Source organism: Cellulophaga baltica 18 (assembly GCF_000468615.2).
Lineage (GTDB): Bacteria > Bacteroidota > Bacteroidia > Flavobacteriales > Flavobacteriaceae > Cellulophaga > Cellulophaga baltica.
This window is the reverse complement of the sequence record NZ_CP009976.1, coordinates 945,269-967,240: the sequence shown is the minus strand read 5'-3', so window position 1 is coordinate 967,240 and position 21,972 is coordinate 945,269. Positions and strand designations below refer to the sequence as shown.

General features: G+C 35.4%; 22 protein-coding genes. 7 read left to right on the top strand and 15 right to left on the bottom strand.

The features are described 5' to 3' along the window. Positions 1-32 precede the first annotated feature (32 nt). The 9 genes from M666_RS03985 to M666_RS03945 all read right to left on the bottom strand — a co-directional run bounded on the left by M666_RS03985 (position 33) and on the right by M666_RS03945 (position 9,527). Complete coding sequence (locus tag M666_RS03985; protein WP_024482580.1) at positions 33-350, bottom strand: hypothetical protein; 318 nt, start codon at positions 348-350, stop codon at positions 33-35. A gap of 50 nt (positions 351-400) precedes the next feature. Continuing rightward, positions 401-1,159, bottom strand: a complete 759-nt coding sequence (locus M666_RS03980) for an SH3 domain-containing protein (RefSeq protein ID WP_029447661.1) — start codon at positions 1,157-1,159, stop codon at positions 401-403. A 12-nt stretch (positions 1,160-1,171) separates the two neighbouring features. Beyond that, positions 1,172-2,953, bottom strand: a complete 1,782-nt coding sequence (locus tag M666_RS03975) for an aerotolerance protein BatD (RefSeq protein ID WP_029447662.1) — start codon at positions 2,951-2,953, stop codon at positions 1,172-1,174. Continuing rightward, on the bottom strand, positions 2,953-3,813 hold the full coding sequence (locus tag M666_RS03970; protein ID WP_029447663.1) for a TPR repeat aerotolerance protein BatC: 861 nt from the start codon (positions 3,811-3,813) through the stop codon (positions 2,953-2,955). Before M666_RS03970 ends, M666_RS03975 begins: the two co-directional genes overlap by 1 nt. A gap of 1 nt (position 3,814) precedes the next feature. Continuing rightward, positions 3,815-4,861, bottom strand: coding sequence for a VWA domain-containing protein (locus M666_RS03965; protein ID WP_029447664.1), 1,047 nt, complete (start codon positions 4,859-4,861; stop codon positions 3,815-3,817). A 31-nt stretch (positions 4,862-4,892) separates the two neighbouring features. Then, positions 4,893-5,891 carry a vWA domain-containing protein gene (locus M666_RS03960; protein ID WP_029447665.1) on the bottom strand — a complete coding sequence of 333 codons (999 nt, stop codon included), beginning with the start codon at positions 5,889-5,891 and terminating at the stop codon, positions 4,893-4,895. Between the two features lie 3 nt (positions 5,892-5,894). Beyond that, the gene (locus M666_RS03955) at positions 5,895-7,550 is read right to left on the bottom strand and encodes a hypothetical protein (RefSeq protein WP_029447666.1); all 1,656 of its coding nucleotides are present in this window, start codon (positions 7,548-7,550) and stop codon (positions 5,895-5,897) included. Between the two features lie 2 nt (positions 7,551-7,552). Beyond that, positions 7,553-8,419 (bottom strand): DUF58 domain-containing protein, encoded by an 867-nt coding sequence (locus M666_RS03950; RefSeq protein WP_024482587.1) that lies wholly within the window; start codon positions 8,417-8,419, stop codon positions 7,553-7,555. A 106-nt stretch (positions 8,420-8,525) separates the two neighbouring features. Continuing rightward, entirely contained in the window at positions 8,526-9,527 is a 1,002-nt protein-coding gene (locus tag M666_RS03945) for an AAA family ATPase (RefSeq protein ID WP_024482588.1), read from the bottom strand. A 148-nt stretch (positions 9,528-9,675) separates the two neighbouring features. Between M666_RS03945 and M666_RS03940 the strand changes: the two genes are divergently transcribed. The 7 genes from M666_RS03940 (at position 9,676) to M666_RS03910 (ending at position 16,595) form a co-directional block, all read left to right on the top strand. Beyond that, a complete protein-coding gene (locus M666_RS03940; RefSeq protein WP_029447667.1) occupies positions 9,676-10,548 on the top strand; it encodes an aldo/keto reductase in 873 nt (290 codons plus the stop codon). A gap of 19 nt (positions 10,549-10,567) precedes the next feature. Further along, positions 10,568-11,323 carry an SDR family NAD(P)-dependent oxidoreductase gene (locus M666_RS03935; protein WP_029447668.1) on the top strand — a complete coding sequence of 252 codons (756 nt, stop codon included), beginning with the start codon at positions 10,568-10,570 and terminating at the stop codon, positions 11,321-11,323. Beyond that, the gene (locus M666_RS03930) at positions 11,320-12,456 is read left to right on the top strand and encodes an ATP-binding protein (RefSeq protein ID WP_029447669.1); all 1,137 of its coding nucleotides are present in this window, start codon (positions 11,320-11,322) and stop codon (positions 12,454-12,456) included. The genes M666_RS03935 and M666_RS03930 overlap by 4 nt, the downstream gene beginning before the upstream one ends. Positions 12,457-12,525: 69 nt before the next feature. After that, positions 12,526-13,659, top strand: coding sequence for an SPFH domain-containing protein (locus M666_RS03925; protein ID WP_029447670.1), 1,134 nt, complete (start codon positions 12,526-12,528; stop codon positions 13,657-13,659). Between the two features lie 64 nt (positions 13,660-13,723). Continuing rightward, positions 13,724-14,809, top strand: coding sequence for a TFIIB-type zinc ribbon-containing protein (locus M666_RS03920; RefSeq protein WP_024482593.1), 1,086 nt, complete (start codon positions 13,724-13,726; stop codon positions 14,807-14,809). After that, entirely contained in the window at positions 14,806-15,531 is a 726-nt protein-coding gene (locus M666_RS03915; protein WP_029447671.1) for a metallophosphoesterase family protein, read from the top strand. Before M666_RS03920 ends, M666_RS03915 begins: the two co-directional genes overlap by 4 nt. A 68-nt stretch (positions 15,532-15,599) precedes the next feature. After that, positions 15,600-16,595, top strand: coding sequence for an acyl-ACP desaturase (locus M666_RS03910; protein WP_024482595.1), 996 nt, complete (start codon positions 15,600-15,602; stop codon positions 16,593-16,595). A 58-nt stretch (positions 16,596-16,653) separates the two neighbouring features. Here the strand turns inward: M666_RS03910 and M666_RS03905 are convergent, their stop codons facing one another. The 6 genes from M666_RS03905 to M666_RS03880 all read right to left on the bottom strand — a co-directional run bounded on the left by M666_RS03905 (position 16,654) and on the right by M666_RS03880 (position 21,718). After that, entirely contained in the window at positions 16,654-17,256 is a 603-nt protein-coding gene (locus tag M666_RS03905; RefSeq protein ID WP_029447672.1) for a helix-hairpin-helix domain-containing protein, read from the bottom strand. 31 nt (positions 17,257-17,287) lie between these two features. Beyond that, positions 17,288-18,193, bottom strand: coding sequence for an OmpA family protein (locus tag M666_RS03900; RefSeq protein ID WP_029447673.1), 906 nt, complete (start codon positions 18,191-18,193; stop codon positions 17,288-17,290). A gap of 387 nt (positions 18,194-18,580) precedes the next feature. Beyond that, positions 18,581-20,134, bottom strand: coding sequence for an L-piperidine-6-carboxylate dehydrogenase (gene amaB / locus M666_RS03895; protein WP_029447674.1), 1,554 nt, complete (start codon positions 20,132-20,134; stop codon positions 18,581-18,583). 67 nt (positions 20,135-20,201) lie between these two features. After that, positions 20,202-20,564, bottom strand: a complete 363-nt coding sequence (locus M666_RS03890) for a DUF1304 domain-containing protein (RefSeq protein WP_029447675.1) — start codon at positions 20,562-20,564, stop codon at positions 20,202-20,204. 3 nt (positions 20,565-20,567) lie between these two features. Further along, positions 20,568-21,107, bottom strand: a complete 540-nt coding sequence (locus tag M666_RS03885) for a 3-hydroxyanthranilate 3,4-dioxygenase (protein ID WP_029447676.1) — start codon at positions 21,105-21,107, stop codon at positions 20,568-20,570. Between the two features lie 134 nt (positions 21,108-21,241). Further along, the gene (locus M666_RS03880) at positions 21,242-21,718 is read right to left on the bottom strand and encodes a CAP domain-containing protein (protein ID WP_024482601.1); all 477 of its coding nucleotides are present in this window, start codon (positions 21,716-21,718) and stop codon (positions 21,242-21,244) included. Positions 21,719-21,972: the final 254 nt, after the last annotated feature.

The window sequence follows — 21,972 nt, the reverse complement described above, 5'->3', positions numbered from 1 at the left end:
CAGATTTATAAACTACTAAAAAATACTCAGGATTAAATAGTAGCGCCCTCGGGAGGAGGAAGTATAATTTTAGCGGTATGTAATGAATTGTTTAAGGTGGTTCTGTCGTTGACAGAAATATTTCTTTGATCAGAAATGTAAAGTCGGAAAGAAAAATCGGAAGCGATGAATTTTTCTACTTCGTTGATTTTTTTACATTGGTGTTGTTCTTGTTGCTCCTCTTCGTTCATGTTATTTACAAGCACAGACGAATCATCGTCAATAAAAGTAACGATGGTAGGAGCCGCTAAGGCAAAAAGCCAAAAAGCGAGCAAGATAAACTGGATTGTATTTTTTGAGATACGTAACATAGAAAAGAGTAAAGATAATAGTATTACTATTAAAAACTGTTAAGAAATGTTTAAATATCTTTTAGGAGTTTAATGTCCTCTGCCGAAATCCATCCCGTTTTTCCGTCGGCAATCTTAATTTTATACCAATCATTAAGTGTCTCGAGTACCATAACTTTGGTGCCTTCGTGTAGTCTGAATGATTCCGAGCTTCTTGCATTGGGTTCGGTTTGTATGACACTCTCTTCTGCAAAAACAATGGCAGGATTATCATTTTTAAACTCCTCATATTTTATATAGGCTAAGGCTATTGATGCTATGGCAACAAATAAAAACACCAAAGAACTTATAAATAAAATTCTTTTTAAAACAGCGCTGGCTAAGAAATAGTATAGGAGGTAAGCAATAACAAAAAGGAAGATTAGAAAAACACTGGTGTAGGCCCACTGTTCAAAAGAAAAGAAAGAGGTAGCATTCTTATATATTTTCTTAAGTCCCGTTTCTGGTAATACTGTAATTGCATCCAAAGTCATGTTTTGGGCATACGCTAGGTTATTCTTGATGTCAGGATCATTGGGTTTTAAAAGCAGCGCTTTCTCATAATAATAGATACTAGGCGCTATATTGTTTTGCTTATAGTAAACATTTCCAAGATTAAAATAGAGCTCAGATGAGGCCTCATCATTAGTTAATATTTTCAGATAGGTTTTTTCTGCTACTTCATATTTACCGTCATTATAAGATTTGTTTGCAGCATCAAATAAGGCTGTGCCTTGTGAAAAACCCAAAGCACTTGAGAATAAAATGAATATGAATAGTATGTTTTTCACTTTTTATATATTTTATAATTGCTTATCCATTGTAGAGATTACTTCGCTTGCAGCATTGTAGTCTTGTTGCATTTGAACATTTGAAAAAGGACTGTACCGTGCCATTTCGCAATTCTTTAACAAGGCAATAAACCCATCAGATGTGGCTTGGCTAACTTGTTTTTCTGCCAATAGTTGGGCAATTTTATCTTTGCTAAATTCTGATGTTTCAATTTTCAACTTCGCTTTCAGGTAATTATGTAGTGCTTTTTCTAGGGCCACATAAAATGCTTCTTTATTTCCTAAGGTTTTCTTTGCTGCCGATAAATATTTTCTAGATAATTTATTGGCCTTTTTGATTTTGTTACCTTGAACATCACCACGTATGGCTTCCCTCTTTTTGCCGAATAGGATGGCTAGAGGAATGAAAATTAAGGGCGCTAGGAGCCATAATAGATACGCTGTAGAGCCAAAGAAATAACTATTTCCTTTTGGTTTTAATTCCGTTTTAAGTTTAATAAATTGAAATTGATTACCCGTGCTGGCTACCTCTTGTTTGTTTGTTGCGCTTACAGTGTTGTTGGAAGCTGATCCGTTAGAAGGGCCTTCTATAACATTTATTAGTATTTGTTCTGATGCTAAACTGATGTACTTTTCTGTTTTGGGATCAAAATAATTAAAGCTAATACTAGGAATGGGGTATTTGCCTTTGTAGCTAGGTACAATCGTGTAATTATTTTTTACGCTGCCCTGCATTCCTGCAATGGTTGTTTTGATACTTTCATCAAACTCTGGCTCATAGACCTCTAGTGCGCTAGGTAAGTTTGGTTCTGGTAATTGAAATAACTTTAGGTTCCCAGAGCCGCTTACTTTTACAGAAGCCTGTAAAGATTCTGATGCGTTTAACGATTTTTTGCTAGTAGTGACAGAGAAATCAAACTTCCCTACAGCTCCACTAAAGTTTTCAGGCTTGCCTTCTAGTGGCAATTCTTTTACGTTTAGTGTTCTTCCCCCTGCAGAAACAGTTTTGTTTGTGGCAGTATACAATGGCCGCCCAAAAAAGTCACGTCTGCTTGTGGGTACTTCTACAGAAACATCTAAAGAAAGAGGTTCAATATCTAATTTTCCAGTTTTCTGAGGATAGAGTACAATACGTTTTAAAATTACATATTGATAAGGCTTACCTTCATAAGTTCCTTGCTGCGCGCTGTACTGTTGTACTGGCATATCTTGGCTCCAGAAATTATTGTATTTGGGGCTATCTATCGGTCTAAAGTTTGTGACCCGGATAGAATTGCTTACATAGAGTTTGTAGACCACGCTAACCGCCTCATTAAGATAAGGATTGCTTTTTGATACTTCTGCTACTAAATGTAAATTATCATCGGCAATAGATTCTGCAGAGGGTGGCGCATTAGGGTCTTCAACAGCAGCACTTACTTCTATTTTTTTTGTGAGTGATTTATAGGCCTTGCCATCTACAATAATGCTTGCTTGGCCAATGGTAAATGTTCCTTTCTCCGTTGGCATTAATGTATAAGAATAACTTTTTGAGTAGGACCTTACACCATTTACCCAAGAGTTTCTAATAGATTGAGCTGGGCCCATCACGACGCGGAAACCTTCAAAATCTGGCGGATTAAAATTATCTCCGTCACGGTTCATTGTGAAGTCTACGCGTAGTCTTTCGTTTAAGCCAAGCTTTTCTTTGCTTACAGCCATTTCAAAAGTTACTTCATCTTCTTGAGCTTTTACTACAAAAGCTAAGAACATTAGGGTAAGTAACGTAATATATTTCTTTAGCGTAAATACCATTACCAGTCTTTTTCGTTTCTTGTTTTAACGCCTTTTACTTTTTGGGCGTCCATCTTTTCTTGTACTTTTTTCTCTTCATTCTGCATGGCTTCTAAGAGATTTTGTACTTGCTGTTTAGATAGTTGACTTGGTCTTTTTTGTTGTTCTCCTTTTTTGTCTTCAGGTTTATCTCCTTTGCTAGGATCCTTTTTTTCATCTTCTTTTTTATCGCCTTCTCCGTCTTTCTTGTCTTCTTCTTGGTCTCCTTTATCGCCTTCGTCTCCCTGGTCTTTATTTTTATCGTCTTTTTGATCTCCTTGATTCTCGTCTTTATTGTCGCCTTCCTTTTTGTCTTCGTCCTGATCTTTTTTATCGTCTTTATCTTGATCTTGGTTTTTCTTGTCTTCTTCCTGTTGCTTTTTAAGCATTTCTTGGGCCAAAGCAAGGTTGTAACGTGTTTCTTCGTCTGTAGGGTTATTACGTAGTGCTTGCTTGTAAGCTTCTACCGCCTTTTCATATTGCTTTTCTTTCATAAATACATTCCCCATGTTGTGGTATGCTTTATGTTTATCTTCTTTACTCGTGGCTGTTTCACCCGCTTGTTTATAGCGCGTAAAAGCTTCTCCAAAACTTTCATTTGAGTAATACGCATTTCCCAAATTATAAGGTGCAGAGCTATTTTCTGTGCTTTTAGCAATCGCCTTTCGGTATTCTGCTTCGGCGTTTATAAAATCTTTTTCCGATAATGCTTTATTAGCATCCCAAGTATAATTTACAGACTCTTGTAAGTTTTTTAGGCGCAGTTTTTCTTTCTCTTCCCTGTCTTCCTGTCCAAAAGAATAAGTGGCAACAAGAAGTAATAGGTATACTAAGTTTTTCATGTTACTCTTTTTTATTTTCATTAAACAAATTTAGTTTTCTTAACCATTTCGTTTTTCGATCCAAAACAAACATATCTAAGAATAGCAATAGGAAAGCGCCGCCAACAAACCATTGAAATTGGTCTTTATACTCTGCAAATTGCTTCGCTTCAAACTCCTTCTTGTCCATTTGGTTTAGTTGTTCCTTGATATATTCTACAGCTTCACTAGTATTATCTCCATTTATATACTCCCCATTACCTTCTGTTGCAATTTCTTGTAATATAGCTTCATTAAGCTTGGTAATTACTACATCACCATTCATATCTTTTTTTAAACTCTCTACAATACCATTTCTTTTGATTGGAATTGGAGCACCTTTGGTTTTACCTACGCCGATGGTGAAAATTCTAATACCCTCTTCCGTTGCTTTTTCTACAGCTTCTTCCGTGGTGCCTTCTGCATGATCTTCCCCATCAGAGATAATGAAAAGTACTCTATTGGTTTGGTTTTCATCATCATAATAAGTAGATGCTAGTTCTATAGCTTCATTAATTGCCGTTCCTTGAGATGAAAGCATATCGGTATTCATACTTTGCAAGAACATTTTAGCCGCACTATAATCGGTTGTAATAGGTAGTTGTGGGTAAGCTTGTGCCGCATAGGCTATAATTCCAATCCGGTCACTACCTAAATGATTGATGATTTCAGATACCAATCGCTTTCCTTTTTCTAGTCTATTCGGAGCAATATCTTCCGCTAACATACTTTTAGATACATCAAGTGCAAAAACAATATCTACTCCTTCTCTTTTAACCGTTTCTAATTTGGTCCCAATTTTAGGATTTACAAGTCCGACAACCAGCAAAGCTAATGCAACTAAGAATAGCACTAATTTTAGGGTAGACTTAAATATAGATTTTGAAGGCGTTAACCTTTTTAATAAGGTAAGATCTCCAAATCTTTTCTGTGCTTTACGTTTCCAAAATTGTAAAAGCACAAAAACCACCACCAATACTGGAATGGTGAACAACAGATAAAAATATATTTTTTCTTCTAATTGAATCATGTTAAAATTCTTGTTGTGCTAAAATTTACACTTATATAAAGCTCTTAAATAGGGTGTGTCTTAATAACCACTCTACGAGTAATAAAATACCTGCTAAAAATAACCAAGGCCTATATTTCTCTTCAAATTGTGTGTATTTAAACTCTTCTATTTCTGTTTTTTCTAATTTGTTTATCTCATCGTAAATAGATGCTAAACTTTTATTATTGGTGGCTCTAAAATAAGCGCCGCCTGTTGTTTCTGCTATCTGCTCTAATAATGCTTCATCTATCTCTACTGGTTTCATACCATATCTAAAAGACCCGTCACTATTAATGGCGATAGGAGATAATGCGTTTCCATTAGTACCTAATCCAATGGTATAGGTTTTTATGTCATATTCTACCGCTAACTCTGCCGCAGTTTGTGGTTCTATAAAACCGGAATTATTGATCCCATCGGTAAGTAGGATAATGACTTTGCTTAAGGCTTTACTTTCTTTTAGCCTATTTACAGAAGTAGCAAGCCCCATACCTATAGCCGTACCATCTTCTAAACTACCATAGGTAATTTCTTTGAGCGCATTTAAGACAATGCCTTTATCACTTGTTATAGGTGTTTTGGTATAGCTTTCTCCAGCATATACTACTAATCCTATACGGTCATTAGGTCTTTTTTTGATAAAATCTGCAGCTACTTTTTTTAAGGATGCCAAACGGTTTGGTTTTAAATCTCTAGCTAGCATACTAGAAGAAACATCAATAGCCATTACAATATCTATACCTTTAGTTGTTTTTGTTTTTGTAGAAATATCTTCTGTTTGTGGTCGTGCCATAGCTACAATAATTGCGGCTAAGGCTAGTACACGAAGTACAAAAAGAAAAGGCTTTAATTTGGGTAGTAAACTATCGGAAGCAAATCCTTTTATCGTCGAAATTTTTAAGGAAGCTGTTTCTTGTCTACGCTTAAAAAAATACCAAAGCACAGCTACTGGAAGTGGTAAAAACAACCAAAAAAATTGTGGATTAGCAAATTCTATATTCTCAAGCATTTATTATTCTGTTTTTACATCTATGGTTGATAAAATACGGGCTACTACATCATTGGCATAAGTGTCTTCTTCTAACCAAGTAAGTATTATTTGCTGTTGAAAACCTTTACCACCAAATGTTATAATCGTATATTTTCCATTAACCAATTCATCAGATCCTGGAACTGAAAACTTCCCAGAACCATATGTTTTTAATCCTTTTACAGCGCTTGCTGTGGTAAATTCTTCAGTTTTGGTTATAATATTTTTTGCTCCTTGTGCTTCAAATTGCTGAATTACAGCATTTACAGAGAGCTCCATATTTGGCTCTACGGGCTTTGTAAAGGTTGTGGAAGATACACCAACGCTAAAGAGTCCAATAGAACTTCTGTACATAAAGACTTGTACCTCTTTTATATCCGCTTTTAATTCTGGGGTAAGCTCAAACTCTTGTCGTATTAAAACTTTAGGAGTTTCTATGGTGATAGGAGGATATCCATAGGTGCTCGAGATCCATTCTGTTTCTAAAAGCTCTTTTGTCGGGTGTCCTAACACCGTATCTTTTACGTAGCTAAATCCAAAATAACTCACCGCACTTACTATAGAAATTATAACCACAGCGGCAGCAATAACTGCTGTAATAATAATTTTATTGCGGTGTTTTTTGCGTGCTAATTCTTCTAGATATTCCTCACGCTGCAACAATTCTTCTTCTGTAGGCGGGGGAATAGCATCTTTAGTCTTTGTAACGATATTTTCAATAGCCTTTCTGTCTTGCTCAGCTACAGAGGTATCTGGCTTAGACTTAGCGAATTTCACTAAATCTGATGTTTGTAGAATATTTTTAAACTGACGAATAGTTTCTTCATCTAATTTTAAGTTTCCAGCATCTTTAAGCATTTCTAGCTTGTTTATCAACTGGTCAGTAGTACTTTCCAATGCAGAAATATGAACGTCTTCTTCAAGATAAGAACGAACAATATCTGTTAGTTCTGAATAGTATTGCTTGTATTCATCCTGAATTAAGTATTTAGAGTTTTCTAACTTTTTAAGTTCAAGCATCGCTCTATCGTAGGGCGGTAATAAAGCAACTTTCTCTTCCTCTGTCAATTTCTTTTTTCTCCAAATGAAGAAATACAGTAATCCTGCAAGGATTAATAGACCTGCTATGATTGCAAAAATCCAAAACCAAGGAAAACTGCTTTTCTTTTCAACATTAATCATATCCTTAATGTCAAAAAGTTGTTGCGCTATGGTGTCTACAGGCACAGTGTTTACGTAAATGTTTACAGAATCTGTAGTAAACATTTTTTCGTTAATGATGATCTTTTGAGGCGGAAGCGTATAAGAACCAGAATCAAATTGTGTTAATGCGTATTTCTTTATTAAAGTAAGCTTCCCATTTTCTGGAATGGTATCTATGGCAAAAGACTCTACCATTTCTAGAGGAGCAAAGGATTGTGCCTCTTCAGGAAATGTTACCTGGTCTACTTTATCTACACTCACATTTACCGTGAAGTTTATTTGCTCTCCAATTTTAATATCTTTTATATCAACAACAGAAGTTACTTTTGAGTCTGACTGTGCAAAGCCAAATGCGCTTACAAAAAGTAGGCACAGTAATATGTATCGCTTGTGTAACGAAAAGTAAGAAATAAGTATGGTATTATGTTTTATCATTTTTATCCTCTTCGCTTAAAATAACCTAATAGTTTTTTGACATAGCTTTCATCTACACGACATGCAAGAACACCGCAACCAGATTTTGAAAATGTAGTCTGAAAATAAGAGATGCGCTCTTGGTAATATTTACCATAATTAAGGCGCACCTTTTTAGATTGTGTGTTTACTAATTGTAACTGGCCAGTTTCTGCATCTTCCATTTGTACCATTCCAATGTTAGGGATGGTTTCTTCGCGTTCATCATAAATGCGAATTCCTGTAACATCATGCTTTTTACCGGTAATACGTAAAGTTTGTAAGTAATCGTCTGTAATAAAATCAGAAAGAACAAAAACAATGGCTTTCTTCTTCATTACATTGGTCAAATACTTCAGAGCAACCGCTAGATCTGTCTTATTGCTTTTAGGTTTAAATTCAATAAGCTCTCTGATAATTCTCAGCACATGACTCTTTCCTTTTTTAGGCGGAATAAACAGTTCTATTTGGTCTGAGAATAATATTAATCCCACTTTATCATTATTCTGTAAAGCAGAAAATGCAAGGGTAGCAGATATTTCTGTAATTATTTCGTTTTTAAATTGATTAGAAGAGCCAAAAAGTTCGGAACCACTCACATCTACCATAAGCATCATGGTGAGTTCTCTTTCTTCTTCAAAAACTTTAATGTAGGGTTCGTTATATCTTGCCGTTACGTTCCAATCAATAGCGCGCACATCATCACCAAATTGGTATTGACGTACCTCGCTAAATGTCATCCCTCTACCTTTAAATGTGGAGTGGTATTCCCCTCCAAAAATATGGTCAGAAAGTCGACGCGTCTTTATCTCGATTTTACGAACTTTTTTTAATAACTCTTTGGTATCCATTTTCCTCTCTCTACCCTTTCTCCAGAGGAGAAAGGTCTTTTAAAAACTTAAATTTTTAGTACCCCTAGTAAAATACTTCCTGATGGGAAGGATTTTAGGATGAGATTTAAGGAACCTCTATTTCATTTACAATTTTGTTAATGATATCTACTGAAGTTATATTTTCTGCTTCCGCTTCGTAAGTAATTCCAATTCTGTGTCTTAAAACATCATGTACCACAGCTCTAACATCTTCAGGAACAACATATCCTCTTCTTTTTATGAAAGCGTAACATTTAGCAGCATTTGCTAAATTGATACTCCCTCTTGGAGAGGCTCCAAAACTGATTAATGGTTTTAAATCTTCTAACTTATATTTTTCTGGGTAACGTGTAGCAAATATGATATCCAAGATATATTTTTCAATCTTTTCATCCATATACACTTCTCTTACCGCTTTTTGAGCGCTAAGAATTTGTTCTGTAGTTACTACCGCATTTACCGTTTCATAGCTTCCTGTTAGATTTTGACGCATAATTAATTGCTCCTCATTCATTTTAGGATAATCAATTACTGTTTTCAACATAAAACGGTCAACTTGGGCTTCTGGTAACGGGTAAGTTCCTTCTTGCTCTACGGGGTTTTGTGTTGCCATTACTAAAAATGGTTTGTCTAATACAAAGGTTTGATCACCAATGGTTACCTGCTTTTCTTGCATCGCTTCTAAAAGAGCCGATTGCACTTTTGCAGGTGCACGGTTAATTTCATCTGCTAAAACAAAGTTGGCGAAAATAGGACCTTTTTTAATAGAAAAATCATTGTCTTTCATATTAAAAATCATAGTACCAACAACATCTGCAGGTAATAAATCTGGTGTAAACTGTATTCTACTAAAACTACCTTTTACTGCTTTCGCTAAGGTGTTAATCGCTAAAGTTTTTGCTAATCCAGGAACACCTTCTAGTAAAATGTGTCCTTGACCTAAAAGCCCAATTAGCAATCTTTCAACCATATACTTTTGACCAACAATAACCTTGTTCATCTCCAGCATTAATAAATCTATAAAAGCACTTTCTTGCGCAATTTTCTCGTTGATAGCACTAATATCGATTGAAGTATTTTCTTCCATATGCATTATATATTTGGACAAGCTAATAAATAGATACGCAAATTGAAAATTTATTTAGATATCCGCTGTTAACAATTGGTTAAAAATTAACAAAAGCCCTAAGTTTTATGAAGGCTTTAAGGTATTTATTTTTTAATTTCACATTCTGATGGGAAATAAGACAAATTATTCGAAAATTATAGCAGGAACCATGACTTGGGGAAGTTGGGGAAAACAACTTTCTACGGAAGAAATGGTGGTATTAATGGAGAAATGTCTGGCGCTGGGAATAACTACATTTGATCACGCAGATATTTATGGGGATTACGGAACGGAAGCAGCTTTTGGAAAAGCATTTAAAGCCAGTACTATTGATAGGTCTAAAGTGCAGTTTATAAGTAAGTGTGGAATTCAAATGACCTCAGGAAGGGAAAATAATGTAAAGCATTATCAATACGATAAAGATTACATTATTTCATCTACAGAAGCATCCTTAAAAAAGCTTAATACAGAATATTTAGATATGTTATTGTTGCATAGGCCAAGTCCGCTTTTACAACAAGAGGAGGTTGCAGAAGCTATATTGAGTCTTAAAGATTCAGGAAAAATTAAAAAATTCGGTGTATCTAATTTTACACCTTCTCAAATAGGCTTGCTAGAATCAGAAATAACCGTGTCTTCAAATCAAATAGAATTCTCTTTAACTCAGAATGATGTTATGGATAACGGTACGCTAGATGATTGCATGTTGCATAAACGGATGACCATGTGTTGGAGTCCTTTAGGGAGTTATTTCAGGGAACATAGCGCAAAATCAGAACGTATAGCCTTAGTGCTTAAAACACTTACGGAAAAATATAATGCCTCAGAGAGTCAGCTACTCTTAGCCTGGTTGTTGAAACATCCAGCATCAGTACTTCCTGTAGTGGGCACTACTAATTTTGAACGCTTGTCTGAATCTGTAGCCGCTGTTGAAATAAATTTAGAATTACAAGATTGGTTCTTACTATTAGAGGCAAGTCAAGGAAAGGAAGTCGCATAATTAATTTTTAAAAATAAGCATGAATAAAACAGTTTTAATTACCGGAGCAACCAGTGGAATAGGAAAATCTACAGCTATTTTATTCGCTGCTAATAAATTTAATTTAGTGTTGTGTGGTAGAAGACAAGAGCGCTTAGATGCCTTGCAGCAAGAGTTAGGTAAAGAAACAAAAGTACATACCTTAAATTTTGATGTGAGGGATAAAGTAGGCGTTTTTGCCGCAATACAATCCTTGCCATCAGACTTTACTGATATTGATATTCTTATCAATAACGCAGGGAATGCTCATGGTTTAGATACTATTGATGATGGAAATACAGAGGATTGGGACGCAATGTTGGATATTAATGTAAAAGGATTACTCTATGTTTCTAAGGCTGTTATTCCTAAGATGATCGCTAGGAAATCTGGACATATAATTAATATAGGTTCTACAGCAGGCAAAGAAGTGTATCCTAAAGGCAATGTGTATTGTGGTAGTAAACATGCTGTTGATGCCATCACGAAGGGAATGTTGATAGACTTAAACCCTTACGGGATTAGGGTAGGTGCTGTTAATCCTGGTTTGGTAGAAACAGAATTTAGTAAGGTTCGGTTCAAGGGTGATGAAGATAAAGCAGAAAACGTCTACAAAGGATTTCAACCTTTAAAACCAGAAGATATAGCAGATATTATTCATTTTGTAGTCACCAGGCCTTACCATGTAAATATTGCTGACTTAATTGTGATGCCAACAGCTCAGGCGAGCTCAACAATTGTAAATAAAAATTTATGATTAATAAACGCTTGCTTGTGAAAAACCTTCTTGCACACAATGACGAGAATAGTTTTTACGATAAAAAGCGTTTTATAAGTATTGGAGAGCGCGAGGGAAAGGCTAAGTTTTTAAAACATGTTTGCGCCCTTGCAAATAGCAATCCTAAAAATAATTCTTTTATAGTTATTGGGGTAGAAGATGAGGATAACAAAATTGTTGGCGTAGATTTTTTCGATGACAGCAAAATTCAAAACCTAGTTAATGCCTATTTAGATCAGCCACCATTAATATCCTATGAAAATATTCCTTTTCCTAATTTGCCAGAAGGAAAAGTAGTTGGTTTGGTGACCATAAAGTCTGCGGGTAAAGTCTGTTCGCTCCGAAAAAATATCTGGAAATATTATGGAGGCTCTGTGTTCTTCAGAGAGGGGAGCATAAGTTTGCCAAAGGCCTACGATATTGAATTAAAAGATATGAATTCTGAGGCTGTAGCTACCATTGAGTTGCATGCAAGAAATAATATCGAATTAACTTTAGATGGTGTTATAGATTTTATAAACCATCGTCATAAGGATTTGAGCAGTAGCTATAAAGTCTTTAAAGAGCAATTTGTAGTTTGCTGGGCGGGCAATAAAAAAAAGGTAGCAAATGAAACCTATTATTCACGTGTAGATATTGAGCTTATAAATGAGCAGGTAAAACTTTTTTATTCTGCCTTAGATGAAATTACTATTCATTATGATGAGGATTCTTTCAATACGGTAGAGTATGTTCAATTGGGGTTAGGAGAACAACAAAAATACTATCCTTTAGAAAAGGTGAAAATTACCTTTCATGAGAATGGCACCTATACCATCCAAAGCCAATTGGTTTTTGAGGCTCCGCAGTATGATAAAAAGGTGTTGCATCATATTTATAATTCCAATGGTGTATTGTTACAGAAGTTAGAGAAAAATATGGCCTTATCACGATCAGAAACTAAAGATCTAGAATTATTGCCAGCAACCTATCTAATTTGCTTTTTAAACGGATTTGAAGAAGCAAAAGATTTCATGGAAAGTGCAAGGCCACTTCTGAAAAAAATAAATGGGAAGGTGTATCAATCTTTAAAAGAATCTTTGCGAATAATGAGAAAAGTAAAATATAATTAATAATTACATCTATTGGTGCTTTTTAAGGAATTAGGTATCTTGATAAAAAATAAATAAACACAAACCGAAATGGGACTATTTGACGAAATAAAGAAAAAACTGAGTCACGAATTTATAGATATTATAGAGTGGCTTGATACTACAGATGATACTATTGTACATAGATTTGAAAGGTATCAAAATGAAATAAAGAATCAGGCAAAATTAATTGTTCGTGAAGGTCAAGTAGCAGTATTTGTCAATGAAGGGCAATTGGCAGATGTTTTTAAACCAGGTACGTATACTTTAGATACTCAAAATTTACCATTGCTTACAACCTTGAAAGGGTGGAAATATGGGTTTGATAGTCCGTTTAAAGCAGAGGTGTATTTTGTAAATACACATTTATTTACAGATGAAAAGTGGGGTACAAAAAATGCGATTATTTTAAATGATGATCGTTTTGGATTAACTGAAATTAGAGCTTTTGGTACATATAGCTTCCGCATACAAGATGCAGGAAAATTTGTAGTAGATGTGGTAGGTACGGATGGTAATTTTACCAATTATGAAGTCAATGAGCATTTAAAGAGCCTAATTGTTACTCGTTTTACAGATACCGTGGGAGAGGCTAATTTACCTATAGAATTGTATGCTGCAAATACCTCAGAATTGTCTGAAACTTGCCAGGAGGTTATGCAGCCAGAATTTGGTCGTGTCGGTATTCTATTAGAGAAATTCTATATCGAGAACGTTTCTATGCCCGAAGAGCTTAAAAAAGAAATCTTCGAATATTCTAGATTGGATAAACTAGATATGGGCAAACTTACACAGTTCAAGACGGCAAAAGCTATAGAGGAAGCTGCTAAAAATGAAGGTGGTACCGCTGGCGCAGGAATGGGCATGGGTATGGGCTTTGCTTTAGCACAACAAATGGGTGGAATGATGAATCCGCAAATGACACAACAGAGTAATCCTAATATGCAGCAAGCAGCTGTTCCACCACCTATGCCAGTACAAGTACTATATCATTACGCTGTAAACGGTGCGCAGATGGGGCCTGTTCCTTTTGAGAAATTAAAAGAGCTTTTTGCAAATAGAACGGTAAATAAAGATTCTTTGGTTTGGAAGCAAGGAATGGCCAATTGGTCTGCTTTGCAAGAAATAGAAGAGCTTAAATCGTTTTTAGGAGGTAATACACCACCACCGCTTCCTGTCTCATAATCCTATTTAAATAAAAATAAGTGTTGGTGTGCCATAAATCCAATGTACAGTTTAATGGTAATTCATGGAAGAAACATTTTTAAGTGAACATAAGAAATCATGTGCCAGCTGCGGTGCGGAGCTTAAATTTAAGCCAGGTTCTGATCAGCTAAAATGTGAATATTGTGGTTATGAAGAATTTATAGAGCAAGCAAAAAGTAGCTTTGAAGAGCTAGAGCTTCAGCATTATCTCAAAGTAGTTGGAGACAATGCGTATACAGAAACAATAGAATTACTTCATTGTAAAAACTGTGGTGCCAATCAGCATGTAGAAGAGAATTACAAATCTTTAGATTGCGTGTATTGTGGGGATCCTTTGATTCGAGAAGATGTTGTAAAAGAAGGGTGGATTTTACCCGGGGCATTAGTGCCTTTTCAAATTGATGCTAAAAAAGCCAAAGCGACTTTTAAAGCATGGGTTAGTGGCCTTTGGTTTGCTCCAAACAAATTAAAAAAAGCGGCCTTAGATGCAGAAGGCTTGCATGGTTTGTATGTGCCTCATTGGACTTTTGATGCCAATTTATATGCTACCTATCAAGGACAAAGAGGGGACTATTACTATGAAACACAACGCTACAAAACAAAAAGCGGAACACAAACCAGACAAGTGCGTAAAACGCGATGGTCAAGTGCATCTGGTTCTGTAAATGGTTTTGTGGATGATATTTTAATAAATGCTTCTCAAAAAAAGAGAAGAGATATTCCTGCCAAAATTGCACATTGGAACCTGAAGGAATTAGTAGGGTTTAATTCAAAATATTTGTCTGGTTTTGTTACCGAAAAATATACTATTTCTTTAAAAGAAGGGCACCATCAATCTTTTCAGGAAGCAAAAAATATTGCCTATAGTTGGATTCGTGGAGATATAGGCGGAGATACACAAAGGGTAGATCATGCAGATATTAAACTGTCTGATGAAACCTTTAAACATATTTTAGTACCTGTTTATATAAGCTCATACAGCTACAATGGTAAAGAATATCAATTTTATGTCAACGGGCAAACAGGTGCCATTAGTGGCGTGAGGCCTTATTCTTTTTGGAAAATATTTTTTTTAGTACTTTTTATCATCATTATTATAGCAGTTATTGCGATTTTTACACAATCATGAGAGTATTAGCCATAGGAGATATCCATTCAGGATTAAAAGCATTAGAGCAAGTTTTAGCAAAAGCAGAAGTGACCACAGAAGATCAATTGATTTTTTTGGGAGACTATGTGGATGGTTGGAGCCAAGCAACGGAAACCATAAATTACTTGATAGGTTTAAAGAAAACACATAATTGTATTTTTATCCGGGGCAACCATGATGAATTGTGTAAATCTTGGTTAACAGAAGGAAAAGATAATCCTACGTGGTACCAACATGGTGGTGAGGCTACCGCAAATTCTTATGCAAAATTAGACAAGCGGTCTAAAGAATTGCATATTGATTTTTTTAATACATTGGAAGACTATTACTTAGATGAAGATAAGCGTTTGTTTCTTCACGCAGGATTCACTAACTTAAAGGGAGTAGATTTTGAATATTTTTCAAAAACTTTTTACTGGGATAGAACATTGTGGGAATTAGTACTTTCGTTAAATCCTAATTTAACGCCAGATCATGAGTATTACCCTCAACGGTTAATTCATTATTCAGAAATTTTCATAGGGCACACACCGGTAACAAGAATAGGTAAAACTACACCACAGAACGCAGCGAATGTGTGGAATGTAGATACTGGAGCGGCATTTAAAGGTCCTCTTTCTGTTATTGATATTGAAACAAAACAAGTATGGCAAAGTGATCCTGTTTATACATTTTACCCCGATGAAAAAGGGAGAAATTGATTGCCTAAAATATAAAAAGATTATAACCTAATTATAAGTATTATTACGAACTTTGAAAAAAACAGAATATGTCAGCACAAAATATTAGAATAGAAGTAATGCGGGCGATTGAGGAAAAAGTTAATGGTTTTATTGATCAGTACTTAATCCCAATTCAAGACATTTGGCAACCAACAGATTTTTTGCCAGATCCGCAAAGCGATGGATTTCTTGATGCTGTAAAGCAAATACAAGAAGAGTCTAAAGAGCTAGGGTACGACTTTTGGGTTACCATGGTTGCAGATACCGTTACAGAAGAAGCGTTGCCAACCTATGAATCTTGGTTGATGGATGTTGAAGGTGTAGATCAGCATGGTGAAAACAAAAATGGTTGGTCTAAATGGGTACGCCATTGGACTGCGGAAGAAAACCGCCATGGAGACGTTTTAAACAAATATTTATATCTATCTGGAAGAGTTAATATGCGTGAGGTAGAGATTACTACACAGCATTTAATTGCAGATGGTTTTGATATAGGTACCGATAGAGATCCTTATAAAAACTTTATATATACTTCTTTTCAAGAGTTAGCTACCAATATTTCGCATAAGCGTGTTGGGCAGATGGCTAAGAAGAAAGGTAATGTTTTATTAGGTAAAATGTGTACGATCATTGCGGGAGATGAGATGCGTCATCACTTGGCTTATAGGGAGTTCGTAAAATCTATTTTTGAGCATGATCCAAATCAAATGATGTTGGCGTTTGCCGATATGATGAAAAAGAAAATTGTAATGCCTGCGCACTTTTTACGTGAGTCTGGTGGTACAATTGGTTCCGCATTTGAGAATTTTTCTAATTGTGCACAACGTTTAGGAGTGTATACGGCATTAGATTATATTGATATTCTTAAGAAATTAAATGCTTACTGGGAGTTAGGTAATATTCGTGCTTTGAATGACGATGGTGAGCGTGCTAGAGATTATTTAATGAAATTACCAGATAGATTGGAACGTATAGCAACGAGAATGAAATTTCCAGAAGATCAGTACCATTTTAAGTGGGTTGATGCTAACGGAAGGTTATAAAAGCAATAAAGGCGATATTTTAATATCGCCTTTATTATTTAAAGTAGTTTGTATAGAATTACAACTTACCATGCTTATGTTCGTCTTGCCATTTGGTTAATTCAGTCCATTTACCCTCATAACACATTTTTGCTTGCATAGGCCATGAGGCAGGATCATGAATTTTATATCTATTACCTCCGCCATCAAGAACTTTTTGACAATCAGCAACAGATGCGTCAGATAATGCTTTCCATGTTTTAATGCCACTTTCTTTAAACATAGATTCAATTTTCGGCCCAATTCCTTCTACTAATTTTAAGTCGTCTTGTTTAATTGTTTTGCCAAAAGCTGCTTTTGCTGCTGCGGCATCAAATGCAATTGCTGGTATTACAGGTGTCACAGGAGTTACTGGGGTTATGGGAGCAACAGCGGCAGGTGGTTCAGGTGCTGCAAAGTTGGAAACAGGAGCAGGTGCTACGGGTTTCGCATTTAATTTCTGCTGACAGGCATATAAATCTGCTTTTAAGCGTGCATTTTTTTCTTCACACATGTTCAAATCTGCAGAATTATCAATGGTAGTATTCCCAGATTTCCCTAGAAGATACCCTAAGATTGCACAAATAATTCCGACTAAAGCTGGGATGATCCAACACCAAATATTTAAGTTTTCAAAATTCATTTTAATATGTATTTATTGTTTAGGTGATTATTTAGTTTAAGGTGATGACCGTTCTTCTGTTTTGACTGCGACCTTCTTCGGTATCATTGGTAGCAATTGGACTATCTGGCCCTTTTGAGGTAGCTATGATTTTTGAAGCCTCAATACCGTTATCACTGAGGTATTGCTTTGCGAAGTCTGCGCGTTCTTGTCCTAAGCCAATATTTGTAATTCTATTTCCTTGACTGTCGGTATGTCCAACAACACTGCAATTGGCTCCTGCTACCTTATCAAGATATTTAGAAATGTCTGCAATTTTTTGACGTTCATCAGCGGTAAGGTTTATAGAGGCTTCGCCAGTATTGAAGTAAAGTACTAATGGGTCTGCTTTAATCTTGTCATAGAGCGCTTTCATCTCGTCTTCTAGGTCTTCGTGCTCATTGGAGAAAGCGTAGCTTACAGGGCCTAGAAATACGTTTTCAGAAGAGCTTATCATGTCTTCTTTCAGTGCTCCTAAAATATTTAAGGAAGATGAAGGTATCCCTTGTGCGACCAAATGATTTTTAATGGCATTTGCTCTGGCGATACCTAGATTTGGAAAAGCAGATTTATTGGCTTCATCGCTAGTATAAAAGCCTGTAATGTCAAATACTTTACTTGCATTTTCTCCTAAATAAGATTTAATTCCGTTAATGCCTTCCGTTACTTTTGCTGATAAAGGCATTAAAATGGAAGAGGAAGATCTGTTGAAATTAAAATTATCATTGGTCTCATAAGAAAAAGACCCATCCGAAAATTTAAAAGGATATGCCGTTGCTTCTGGCAGGCTTTCTTCTGCAACTTTAGTTTCTGTAATTTCTGTGGTTTCTTCACAACAGCTACAACAGGTCATAAAGAAATAGGTGCCTAGTAGAATGGTAATGATTATTCCTAAGAGGTAAAAGGTTTTTTTTGTCATTGTTAATGGTTATTTAGGGTTAACTACACCAAAGTATTAAAAAAAACCTTAAAATGTTAAATTTTTCTATATTAAATATTCATTATCAAACAGATAACTAATTGTGAATGTTAAATTATGTTGCGGAAGTAGGAAGTTAAAAATCATCAAACTATACAGTTTTTCCTACCATCTGTACGAAAATAGGCGTGTTTTTAAACTTAATTTTAGATATTAGAACTGTAAAAAAGAAACCCTTATTTCTCCCGACAAAGTTCCGGCATTGAAATAAGGGTTTTTATAAAAAGAAGCAGTTTTTATAAAAATAAAAATTGCTTTAAACTTTTTTGATTAGTTAGTTGTAAGCCACGTAATATGTAATAAGATATTATGTGGCTTTTTTATAACTTAAAGATCAAATTTGATTCCTTGAGCAAGAGGGAGCTCTGTTGTATAATTTATGGTGTTTGTTTGTCTACGCATATAAACTTTCCAAGCATCTGATCCAGACTCACGTCCTCCGCCAGTTTCTTTTTCTCCTCCAAAAGCACCACCAATTTCGGCACCAGAAGTACCAATGTTTACATTTGCTATACCGCAATCAGATCCTTGTACAGATAAGAAAGCTTCTGCTTCACGTAAATTGTTGGTCATTACCGCAGAAGATAAGCCTTGAGCAACTCCGTTTTGAAGTTTTAAAGCATCATGAATATCTCCGGTGTATTTTAGTAAATATAGAATAGGAGCAAAAGTTTCATGCTGAACAATTTCAAAATTATTTTTAGCTTCTGCAATGGCTGGTTTTACATAGCATCCAGATTCATAACCTTCACCAGAAAGTACGCCACCTTCAACTACAATAGTACCACCCTCTGCTTTTACTTTCGCCAATGCAGCTTCGTACATTTTCACAGCATCCGTATCTATAATGGGGCCCACATGATTGTTTTCATCTAATGGATTACCAATACGTAATTGTCCGTATGCTTTTACTACAGCATCTTTTACGGTATCATAAACAGATTCGTGGATAATTAAACGTCTTGTAGAGGTGCAACGTTGTCCTGCGGTACCTACGGCACCAAAGACCGCGCCAATAACCGTCATTTTAATATCTGCGTCTGGTGTCACAATGATGGCATTGTTTCCGCCTAATTCCAATAAGGACTTTCCTAAACGGCCAGCAACAGTTTGAGCAACAATTTTGCCCATTCTTGTAGATCCTGTAGCCGAAATTAATGGTATTCTAACATCGCTAGTCATATACTCTCCTACCTTATGGTCGCCATTTATCAAGCAAGAAATACCTTCAGGTAAGTTGTTTGCTTTCAGAACTTCGGCCGCAATATTTTGGCAAGCTACACCACATAAGGGTGTTTTTTCTGATGGTTTCCAAACACAAACATCACCACAAATCCATGCTAAAGCAGTATTCCATGCCCAAACAGCAACAGGAAAATTAAAAGCTGAGATAATACCAACTACTCCTAAAGGGTGATACTGCTCATACATTCTATGTCCTGGACGTTCAGAGTGCATGGTAAGTCCGTGTAGTTGTCTTGACAATCCAACAGCAAAATCACAGATATCTATCATTTCTTGAACCTCACCTAGCCCTTCTTGGTATGATTTTCCCATTTCATAAGAAACCAATTTTCCTAAGGCTTCTTTTTTCTCTCTCAATTTATCACCAAATTGTCTTACAATTTCCCCTCTTTGTGGAGCTGGCATCGTTCTCCAAGTTACAAATGCTTTAGTAGTAGCATCCATCACTTTATCGTAATCTGCTTTTGTGGTTGTGGTTACTTTAGCAATTAATAGACCATCAACTGGGGAGTAAGAAGAAATCTCTTCGCCTGAGCTAAAAAATTCTGATCCTGTTGAGGTTCCTAAATTACTATCTGAAATACCTAAGGTCTTCAGGGCAGTATCAATTCCAAAGTTTTCTGCTATTTTTGACATTTTATAACTTTTTATACGTGTTTTGTTACATTTGTTTCAAAGTTACAAATATTATCTTACAAAAATGTTATTGGAGAAACACTAAAATTATACCAATAAGGGCAGGGATAGTTTGTACAAACATAATTTTTTTATCTACGGTTGCGGTGCCATATATTCCAGCGATAGCCACGCAACTTAGGAAAAATAGGGCAATATTATTTTGCCATTCTAGGGTATCTATAAAGAAAGTCCATAGAAGTCCAGCCGCTAAAAAGCCATTGTATAAGCCTTGATTGGCAGCCATGGCTTTAGTGGGTTCAAATAAGTCTTTTGGAAAACTACTAAAGACTTTTCTTCCTTTGGTAGTCCAAGCAAACATTTCAAACCATAGAATATATATGTGTATGAAGGCAATGAATCCAATACAAATTTTGAGTGCGATATTCATAGTTTATTCTTTTGCTATAAAGCGTTCGTCAACAGGCATTACCGTACCACAGTTATCACAAGTTCGTAATGCTTTAGAACTGTAGAAGTGTTTAAAATGTGCTAAAAAATCTTTTTCAATATCATTAAGTGTAAAGTAGGTTTCATATAATTTGTGATTGCAATTATCACAAAACCAAAGTAAGCCATCATCTACATTCATATGGTTTCTTTTTCGTTCAATCACAAGGCCAATAGAATTGTCTTGTCTTGCAGGAGAATGCGGAACTTTGGCTGGGTGCAAATACATGTCTCCAGGACCTAAAGCCATGGTTTTCTTTACACCATCTTCCTGTATGTGTACTTCAATATTACCTTCTAATTGATAAAATAATTCTTCCGTTTCATTGTAATGGTAATCTTTACGTGCATTAGGTCCTGCAACGATCATAACAATATAATCGCCAGCATCTTTATATAAATTTTTATTACCAACCGGTGGTTTTAGAGAAGCTCTGTTTTCTGAAACCCACTTATTCAAATTAAAGGGAGGGGCAATTGCCATAGTATTAGTTTTTTTACGAAAGTTAAAAAAACTAATACTAAAACGGTAGAAAATTAACTGATATTGCTAAATATAATGGGTGTAACTAATGATCAGCGTTTAAGCTTGATCCTTTTAGAGGTGCGATAAACTGTTTACTTATAATAAAGTTGTGTAAAATAATAGGTGCCATCAGTGGCTGTTTTAACACTTACGGCAGAATGTGTAAAATCGCCTTCAATAGCTTTTCTATGTACATTACTGGCCATCCATGCATTAAATGTGCTAAGGGCGTCGGTATAACTTTTCGCTACGTTTTCGGAGATTAAAGTAGCGTTCACTTCAGAGGAAAAATTGGAAGCTCTAGCGCTAAAATTGTCATGACTGGTGCTGCCATTTGAAATCATGTAATCTGTATGTAAATTGGCATATTTGTAAGCGATACTGCTATATTCCAAATTTTTCAGATCGTTCTTAACTCTATAGTTGTTCACTAGAGTCATTAATTCATTTTCTACGGTAATCACATTCTTAGATTCTATTATAACTGTATTGCTTAAAGACTCTGTACTACAAGAGTAAATAACGAATACAAATAAAACTAAGATTGCCGGTTGCATTCTCATTTTCATATAAGTTCTATTTGTAAGTAGTAAGAGGTAGAAATGGGGGGATTTCTAGTGTTCTTTTGGTTCTCGTAAACCGTTCTTCTAAGATTGTGAAAATAAACAGAACAAGCTGTATAATGTGTTGTTTTTTCGATGAAATACATGGTTTTTAATAAATATGACACTTTTTGTCATAAATAGTTGGCATTAATATAATAGAACTCTGATTCTTATGTTTAAGGAATAGTCGGTGCGGTAAATTTTCTAATATTTCACTG

Excerpts from the sequence above, each read along its gene's own strand:
- M666_RS03985 (WP_024482580.1), bottom strand. The coding sequence starts at position 350 with ATGTTACGTATCTCAAAAAATACAATCCAGTTTATCTTGCTCGCTTTT.
- M666_RS03975 (WP_029447662.1), bottom strand. The coding sequence starts at position 2,953 with ATGGTATTTACGCTAAAGAAATATATTACGTTACTTACCCTAATGTTC.
- M666_RS03970 (WP_029447663.1), bottom strand. The coding sequence starts at position 3,813 with ATGAAAAACTTAGTATACCTATTACTTCTTGTTGCCACTTATTCTTTT.
- M666_RS03965 (WP_029447664.1), bottom strand. The coding sequence starts at position 4,861 with ATGATTCAATTAGAAGAAAAAATATATTTTTATCTGTTGTTCACCATT.
- M666_RS03960 (WP_029447665.1), bottom strand. The coding sequence starts at position 5,891 with ATGCTTGAGAATATAGAATTTGCTAATCCACAATTTTTTTGGTTGTTT.
- M666_RS03955 (WP_029447666.1), bottom strand. The coding sequence starts at position 7,550 with ATGATAAAACATAATACCATACTTATTTCTTACTTTTCGTTACACAAG.
- M666_RS03950 (WP_024482587.1), bottom strand. The coding sequence starts at position 8,419 with ATGGATACCAAAGAGTTATTAAAAAAAGTTCGTAAAATCGAGATAAAG.
- M666_RS03945 (WP_024482588.1), bottom strand. The coding sequence starts at position 9,527 with ATGGAAGAAAATACTTCAATCGATATTAGTGCTATCAACGAGAAAATT.
- M666_RS03940 (WP_029447667.1), top strand. The coding sequence starts at position 9,676 with ATGGGAAATAAGACAAATTATTCGAAAATTATAGCAGGAACCATGACT.
- M666_RS03935 (WP_029447668.1), top strand. The coding sequence starts at position 10,568 with ATGAATAAAACAGTTTTAATTACCGGAGCAACCAGTGGAATAGGAAAA.
- M666_RS03930 (WP_029447669.1), top strand. The coding sequence starts at position 11,320 with ATGATTAATAAACGCTTGCTTGTGAAAAACCTTCTTGCACACAATGAC.
- M666_RS03925 (WP_029447670.1), top strand. The coding sequence starts at position 12,526 with ATGGGACTATTTGACGAAATAAAGAAAAAACTGAGTCACGAATTTATA.
- M666_RS03920 (WP_024482593.1), top strand. The coding sequence starts at position 13,724 with ATGGAAGAAACATTTTTAAGTGAACATAAGAAATCATGTGCCAGCTGC.
- M666_RS03915 (WP_029447671.1), top strand. The coding sequence starts at position 14,806 with ATGAGAGTATTAGCCATAGGAGATATCCATTCAGGATTAAAAGCATTA.
- M666_RS03910 (WP_024482595.1), top strand. The coding sequence starts at position 15,600 with ATGTCAGCACAAAATATTAGAATAGAAGTAATGCGGGCGATTGAGGAA.
- M666_RS03905 (WP_029447672.1), bottom strand. The coding sequence starts at position 17,256 with ATGAATTTTGAAAACTTAAATATTTGGTGTTGGATCATCCCAGCTTTA.
- M666_RS03900 (WP_029447673.1), bottom strand. The coding sequence starts at position 18,193 with ATGACAAAAAAAACCTTTTACCTCTTAGGAATAATCATTACCATTCTA.
- amaB (WP_029447674.1), bottom strand. The coding sequence starts at position 20,134 with ATGTCAAAAATAGCAGAAAACTTTGGAATTGATACTGCCCTGAAGACC.
- M666_RS03890 (WP_029447675.1), bottom strand. The coding sequence starts at position 20,564 with ATGAATATCGCACTCAAAATTTGTATTGGATTCATTGCCTTCATACAC.
- M666_RS03885 (WP_029447676.1), bottom strand. The coding sequence starts at position 21,107 with ATGGCAATTGCCCCTCCCTTTAATTTGAATAAGTGGGTTTCAGAAAAC.
- M666_RS03880 (WP_024482601.1), bottom strand. The coding sequence starts at position 21,718 with ATGAAAATGAGAATGCAACCGGCAATCTTAGTTTTATTTGTATTCGTT.